Below are 7,191 nucleotides of genomic sequence, written 5' to 3' on the forward strand. Positions count from 1 at the left end.
ATCTATTTTCGTAGTTTTGCTGTAACCATGCTTGATAATCTCTAGAACGAACTTGCTCTACCCAAGATGGATTGTTTAAATACCACTGCACAGTTTTTATCAGTCCGCTATCAAAGTTTTCTTGAGGAAACCAGCCTAATTCATCACTAATTTTTTGACAATCTATTGCATATCTTCGGTCATGCCCAGGTCTATCTTTCACAAAAGTAATTAACGATGAATAAGAAAAATTAGCTATAGGAATTAGTTCATCAAGAATGGTACAGGTTTTTTCAACTACAGTCATATTAGTTTGTTCATTTAACCCACCAATATTATAAGTATCACCAATTTTTCCCTGTTTTAACACTAGATATATAGCTTGGCAATGATCAACCACATAAAGCCAATCACGGATATTTTGCCCATCTCCGTAAATGGGTAATGTTTTTCTATCAATAGCATTGAGAATTATCAAAGGAATCAGCTTTTCCGGAAATTGCATTGGCCCATAATTATTCGAGCAATTAATGGTTAAAGTCGGCAAACCATAGGTATGATAATAAGCACGCACAAAGTGATCAGATGAAGCTTTCGATGCAGCATAAGGGCTATTAGGCGCATAAGGTGTATCCTCTTTAAATGCTGGTGCTGTGGGAGTGAGTGAGCCGTACACCTCATCTGTAGATATATGCAAAAAGCGAAATTGTTTTTGTTGTTGCTCTGATAATTTTTGCCAATAAAATCTACTTGCTTCTAATAACTTAAAAGTTCCTATTACATTAGTGTGAATAAAATCCTGTGGGCTAAAAATTGACCGATCAACATGACTTTCTGCTGCAAAATTAATGACAGCATCAGGGTTATATTTTTCTAAAATAGAACTAACTAACTCAAAATTATTAATATCTCCTTGAATAAAATGATAGTTTTTGTCTGTTTGTAATGCTGCTAAATTATTTAAATTACTAGCATAAGTCAGCTTATCCAAATTAATGACACTTGCCCAATTTAATCTTCTCGCTAAAAGAATAAAGTTAGCACCAATAAATCCTGCTCCTCCTGTAACTAATATTGTTGACATATGATTTTAAAAAATTGGTTGAATATATTTTGGTTTATACCAAAGTTATGCCTTTGTTTGCTAAATTAAAATTAGTCGGTTAGGACTTGACTTATGTATCAAAAAGACCCTCCCCAGCCTGCCAAAGTAGCCCTACCTACTATGTATGATCTTCCTAGCGAATACCCGGAGGATTCTGGCTTGCCTGATGAATTTCACATTTTACAATCACAGCTTTTAAGAGAAACTTTCTCTACCCTAATTACCCAGCAGATAAAGTATTAGTTGCTACTGATTTAAACTTGTATTACGACACTCACAATCCCCTATGGTACAAACGTCCTGACTGGTTTGCAGTAGTTGGGGTTTCTCGTTTATATGAACAAAGAGATTTACGTTTAAGTTATGTCATCTGGCAAGAAAGTGTCGCTCCTTTTGTGGTGGTAGAATTATTATCTCCTGGGACGGAAAAGGAAGATTTAGGTCAAACTTTACGAGAAGTTAGTCAACCTCCGACTAAATGGGAGGTATATGAACGAATTTTGCGAATTCCTTACTACATCGTATTTGACCGCTACACAGATAAACTCCAAGCCTTCCAACTAGTCGCAGACATTTATAACCCCATTGACTTAAGTACACCACAAATTTGGATGCCGAGTCTGCAAATAGGGTTAGGACTTTGGCAAGGTACTTACCAAGGAATTGAACGCCCGTGGTTACGCTGGTACGATACAGATGGTAATTGGATTCCCACAGCAGTAGAACTACTAGCACAAGAAAATCAACGCGCAGAAAAATTAGCTGCTAAGTTAAAAGAATTAGGCATTGACCCGAATCAGTTATAGGGACTGGGGACTGGGAATTTTAGATTTTAGATTTTGGATTTTAGATTGAATCCAATCCAAAATGGAAAGACTGGGGACTGGGAAAATGGGGGTAAAAAGAGAAAAATCCAATGTCCAATGCCCAATGCCCTATGCCCCATATCTAATGACTAAGCTTGTAAAATTTCTTCATCAACAGAGAAGTCTATTTCTGCTTTATCTCTTCTGGTGGCTAAATAATCATTTTCAAAAGAGTCAGTCAGCCCAGAGATTAAATCGTATTGGGGCTGCCAATGTAATTCTGTTTGCGCTTTATGTACAGAAGCAAAGAAATGCTGTACGCGCATCGGAAAAGCTTTGCGTTTACCGAAATCGAACTTTTCGGGTCGTAATGCACAATTTTGATGTCATCTGGTGATTTACCGACAGCTTGGGCGCAAGCACGGGCTAAACCATCAAAGGTAACGAAGCGATCGCCTGAAATATTATACACTTGTCCAATCGCCTGCTGATTACCAATCACCTGAGACATAGCCACAGCCAAATCTTTGACATGACCTAGCTGAGTAATATGTAAGCCGTTACCAGGAATAGGAATTGGGCGATCGCGTACAATCCGATCAAAGAACCAACTTTCTAAATCGTTATAATTTAATGGCCCGTAAATATAAGTAGGGCGAATGGAAGTAAAAGGTAATCCCTGCTGCTGTAAATACGCTTCAGTTTCGTGTTTCCCCCGATGGCGGCTTTTTGGATCTACCTTGTCCCCTTCAACATGGGGTAATTGGTCAGATTTAAGATATACCCCCGCAGAACTCATATAAACAAAATGTTGCACCCGTCCGGCAAAAATCTCTGCTAGTGGTTGAGTATCAGCCAATTCCCGACCATTATTGTCAAAAATGACATCAAAATTTTCTGGTGATAATTTTTCCTTGAGCTGTGTAGGATCAGTGCGATCGCCTATAATTTGTCCTACTCCCTCTAAACTCGGCAGTGGACGATTACCACGATTAAACAGCACTACCTCATGTCCTTGTTCTACAAGTATCTGAGTTAGATAAACACCAATAAACCTAGTACCACCCATGATCAAAATTCGCATAAATTACCGACTCCTACGTATTTTTTAGGAACTAGAAGGGAGTAAAAAGTACAAAGATTTATTTTCTTTTGACTTTTGCCTTTCTCTTACCCAATCTTCTTGAGGTTATCAGGTTGCCTATCCCTCTGGAACATCCACTAGAAGAAATACGTCTGGATTTTTAATCTGGGGCGCTTCCTATTCCTCAATCGCAAAGGGAAACCTTGCAGTTAACCTCACACTCTGCTTGATATATTTTTTACATTTTAAAGTTAGCTGTGCCCTTGAAATATGCTCTTGTTCATGAGTGGCTCACACCAAAAGCCACCGGTGGTTCAGAATTAGTCGTAAGAGAAATTTTGAACCACGTTGAGGCAGATTTGTATGCCCTCATTGACTTTGAATCCACCAATCCTGACAGTTATCTATATCAACGTCAGATTGGTAGTACATTTCTCCAGCATTTTCCCTTTGCCAAAAATGGGATTCAAAAATACCTGCCCTTTTTACCATTGGCAATTGAACAACTGGATTTACGCCAGTATGATGTTATTTTGTCTTCATCTCACGCTGTAGCCAAAGGCGTGATCACTACTGGCGACCAGGTGCATATTTGCTATTGCCATAGCCCTATGCGCTATGCTTGGGACTTAACTTTTGATTATCTACACCACAGTAAGTTGGGGCGTGGTGTAGCTGGGTGGATGACTCGCTACTTGCTTCATCAACTACGTCAATGGGATGTCCTAAGTGCAAACCGAGTTGACTATTTTATTGCTAACTCTCACCATACAGCTCGGAGGATTTGGCGTTGCTATCGACGAGAAGCTACAGTCATCTATCCCCCAGTCAATGTAGATCAATTTCCTTTTTTACCTCAAAAAGAGGATTTTTATCTCACTGTTTCCCGGTTAGTGAGCTATAAGCAAGTATCTCTAATTGTTCAAGCGTTCAATCAATTGCAGCGTCCATTGGTAATCATTGGTACAGGTTCAGAAATGAAACAAATTCACAAGCTAGCAAACTCTAATATCAAAATCCTGGGGTGGCAACCTGATGAAGTGGTAAAAAAATATATGGCTAGGGCTAAGGCATTTGTGTATGCTGCTTGTGAAGATTTTGGTATTGCTTTAGTAGAGGCGCAGGCTTGTGGTACTCCCGTGATTGCTTATGGTGCAGGAGGTGCTTTAGAAACAGTTAAAGATGTGCGATCCTTTAAAGATAATGGTACGGGGATATTATTTCCGCACCAAACAGTAGACGCATTAGTGGAGACAGTAGAGAAATTTGAAATTTATCAAGATGCTCTTAGTCCTGAGTATATGCGATCGCACGCTGCTCAGTTTTCACCCCAAGTTTTTACTCAGCGTTACCTAGATTTTTTAAATCAGCATCATAAGAAAGGCATTCTGGAACGTGACAGCCAGAATTTTTTGTAATTGTTTTTTGTGCTTTTGGCGATTTTACCCCAGAAGCACCTCCTTTTAGCTTTAAGATTGGGACTATGTGTGGTGTGGATTATTAAGGAGTATGATGACTGCCCAGAGCTCACTCCTCTCCGGTAAGCGACGCTTAAAGACAGATGCTAGCTCGTCTACGCGTTCTGTAATCAAGCGAGGTCAAAAAACAAAGACACCTAGACGAAAACCTCAAGGTTTGTCTTTTCTCAGTTTAAACGGAGAGTTTTTCAAAAGACTGTTCGACATTGTGTTTTCTTTGTTGGTTTTGATTCTGTTTTCTCCTGTCTACTTAATTTTGGCCTTGCTAATTGCTTTAAGCTCGGAAGGCCCGATTTTTTACGTCCAGGAAAGAATCGGAAAAAATTATCAGCCATTCAATTGTATTAAGTTCCGTACAATGGTTCGGAATGCAGACGAAGTTCTCGTCCAAATGATGGAAACATCTCCCCAGTTGCGGCAAGAATTTGAAAGCAGTTTTAAGCTGAAAAAAGACCCTAGAATTACCAGAATAGGTCGTTTTTTGCGAATTACTAGCCTGGATGAATTTCCTCAGTTCTGGAACGTTTTAAAAGGGGATATGAGTGTCGTCGGGCCCCGTCCTCTAGTTGCAGAAGAACTGCCGAAATACGGAATTCACATTGATCAGGTTTTAACTATCAGACCAGGAATTACCGGATTATGGCAAGTTTCTGGGCGCAATGACATTCCCTACCCCCGCAGAGTACAAATAGACCTGCATTATGTCAAAGCTAGAACCCTGTGGCTGGATTTATGGATTATCCTCAAAACCATTGATGTAGTCATTATGCCTAAAAATAACGGGGCATACTGAGGTTAGGGCATAGGGAATCGGGCATGGGGTAAGGGATGTTTATATGCTTCTTCCCAATCCCCAGTACCTAATCCCCAATCCCTATTTCCCCGACCAATAATCAGTTACTTCATAACCAAGTTCCTCTAACATTTGTCGCAATAGAGGTAAACTCAGTCCGATGACATTACTGTGACAACCTGCGATTTTTTCGACGAATAGACTACCAAAACCTTCTAAGGCGAATGCACCAGCACATTTGAGTGGTTCACCTGTAGCGACATAAGCTTGAATGGCGCGATCGCTAATTTGGGCAAAATAAACCCTTGTGACTTGACATTTTACTACAGTACGCTGCTGCTCTTGGTCAATTAGAACATGACCTGTATACAAATCACCAAAGCTACCCCGCATTAATTGCCAGCGTGCGATCGCCTCCTCTGCATTTTCTGGCTTGCCGTGAATCTTACCATCTATCGCTAAGACGGAATCACAACCCATAATTAAAGCTGATGTAAACTGTGGTGCTACAGTTTCCGCCTTACTTTGCGCCAAAACCTGTACTAGTTGAGCAGGTTCACTCAGTTGAACTTGTGACTCATCAAAATCACTAGGACTAACTATAGGTTCAATACCAACACTCTGTAGCAAACGCCGTCTCGCCGGAGAAGCAGAAGCTAGCACAAATTGGGGAAGTGTAATCATAGTCATTAGTCATTAGTCATTAGTCATTAGGGAATGGGGAATGGGGAATAGGGAATAGGTGAATGTTGATACTCAATGCCTCTTATCCAATGCCCAATGCCCAATGCCCCATGCCCTATCTAGTACACTGAAAAAGAATTTACAACCTCTTCCATAGACTGTTTAACTTTTTGCCACCGCTTTTCAGGAATAGAAGCATTAAAGGTAAAAAGTTTACCTCTGTTCACTGCTACACTGGCGATATTGTGGCGTTTTTGTTTATTGGGAAGTGTTACTAAATACTCCAGAATGTAGTATTCTTTACCATCACTTTCTTTTCTAAAGCATTGACTAACTCGGCTGTTCTACCAGAATCAGCAGGAGCTAAAGCGGCTTTACCTAGCTTATAACCTACTTCTGTTGGTGTTCCTAATTGTTGTAAAGTTTTGTTCTCTGGGACAGGACTGATCACCACAGAGACATTTTCCGATACCTCAATTAAATCGTGAAATACAACATCAGGGCCATTCGCAACTTTTACCTGCAACCAGCCATTGGGGTATGAAAACTCATAGCCATCAGTTGTATCGACAAAGCTTTTGTATCCCGCAGCAGAGGCTACATCAGGATTACTTAGAGTGAAACTTAACACCAATAGCAAAATAAATACAAGTCTTTTCCACATTTTTACAGTTTCCTTTCGGCTGGAAGCAACATAAACAGGCATAATTTCTCATTATTATTGTCCCATCAAGTGTGTCGATATGGGCATTGGGAATGGGGCATTGACAATAGGGCATGGGGCATTGGGCATCAACATTCATCTATTCCCTGTTCCCTCTTGACTATTGACTATTGACTATTGACCATTGACTATTGACTACTGAATCTGCAAAACAACTAGCGTCATATCATCATTGTTTTGTCGATCAGAGCCGATAAATTGTTGTACCTGATCAAATAAGTAATCAACAATTTCCTGGGGACTGTTACAGTATCGACAGGCTACTTGAAAGGCAGTTACAAAATTTTCTTCATCGAAGCGATCGCCACTTGCCGCCGCCGCATCGGTTAAACCATCTGTATAATAAACAACTGTATCCCCAGGTTCTAATTGTGCATGGGCATCTTCATACTGGCTATGGGCATCTAAGCCGATTAACATTCCCAAGGTATCTAGCCGTGTAATAGTTTTCGTGGCTGCGTGCCACCACAAAGGCGGATTATGTGCAGCATTACTATAAGATAAAACCCGATTTTGGGGATTATATTCTGAGTAAAAC

At 40.2% G+C, this 7,191-nt stretch carries 5 protein-coding genes and 3 pseudogenes; 3 read left to right on the forward strand and 5 right to left on the reverse strand.

Annotated features, from left to right (window positions below):
* Nucleotides 1-1,063, reverse strand: a 1,063-nt coding sequence (gene rfbB, locus CV014_RS28995) for a dTDP-glucose 4,6-dehydratase (protein WP_236145173.1), incomplete at its 3' end; no start/stop codon positions are given.
* A gap of 93 nt (nucleotides 1,064-1,156) precedes the next feature.
* Here rfbB and CV014_RS29000 point away from each other — a divergent pair.
* Nucleotides 1,157-1,890: pseudogene (locus CV014_RS29000) on the forward strand (Uma2 family endonuclease).
* Between the two features lie 149 nt (nucleotides 1,891-2,039).
* On the opposite strand, the pseudogene CV014_RS29005 reads toward CV014_RS29000, so the two are convergent.
* Nucleotides 2,040-2,974: pseudogene (locus CV014_RS29005) on the reverse strand (NAD-dependent epimerase/dehydratase family protein).
* A gap of 257 nt (nucleotides 2,975-3,231) precedes the next feature.
* Here CV014_RS29005 and CV014_RS29010 point away from each other — a divergent pair.
* Together CV014_RS29010 and CV014_RS29015 are read left to right on the forward strand one after the other, a co-directional pair.
* The gene (locus CV014_RS29010) at nucleotides 3,232-4,392 is read left to right on the forward strand and encodes a glycosyltransferase (RefSeq protein WP_236145174.1); all 1,161 of its coding nucleotides are present in this window, start codon (nucleotides 3,232-3,234) and stop codon (nucleotides 4,390-4,392) included.
* Nucleotides 4,393-4,486: 94 nt separating this feature from the next.
* Entirely contained in the window at nucleotides 4,487-5,245 is a 759-nt protein-coding gene (locus CV014_RS29015; protein ID WP_103138857.1) for a sugar transferase, read from the forward strand.
* A gap of 81 nt (nucleotides 5,246-5,326) precedes the next feature.
* Here the strand turns inward: CV014_RS29015 and CV014_RS29020 are convergent, their stop codons facing one another.
* The 3 genes and pseudogenes from CV014_RS29020 to CV014_RS29030 form a co-directional block, all read right to left on the reverse strand.
* Complete coding sequence (locus tag CV014_RS29020; RefSeq protein WP_236145176.1) at nucleotides 5,327-5,926, reverse strand: Maf family protein; 600 nt, start codon at nucleotides 5,924-5,926, stop codon at nucleotides 5,327-5,329.
* A 122-nt stretch (nucleotides 5,927-6,048) separates the two neighbouring features.
* Nucleotides 6,049-6,593, reverse strand: a pseudogene (gene psbP, locus CV014_RS29025) (photosystem II reaction center PsbP).
* 195 nt (nucleotides 6,594-6,788) lie between these two features.
* The coding region (locus CV014_RS29030; protein WP_236145175.1) for a PP2C family protein-serine/threonine phosphatase at nucleotides 6,789-7,191 on the reverse strand (403 nt) is incomplete at its 5' end.

Source organism: Nostoc sp. CMAA1605 (assembly GCF_021596505.1).
Lineage (GTDB): Bacteria > Cyanobacteriota > Cyanobacteriia > Cyanobacteriales > Nostocaceae > Trichormus.

What these genes read in the sequence shown, in the direction of transcription:
- CV014_RS29015 (WP_103138857.1), top strand. Translation starts at nt 4,487, where the DNA reads ATGACTGCCCAGAGCTCACTCCTCTCCGGTAAGCGACGCTTAAAGACA.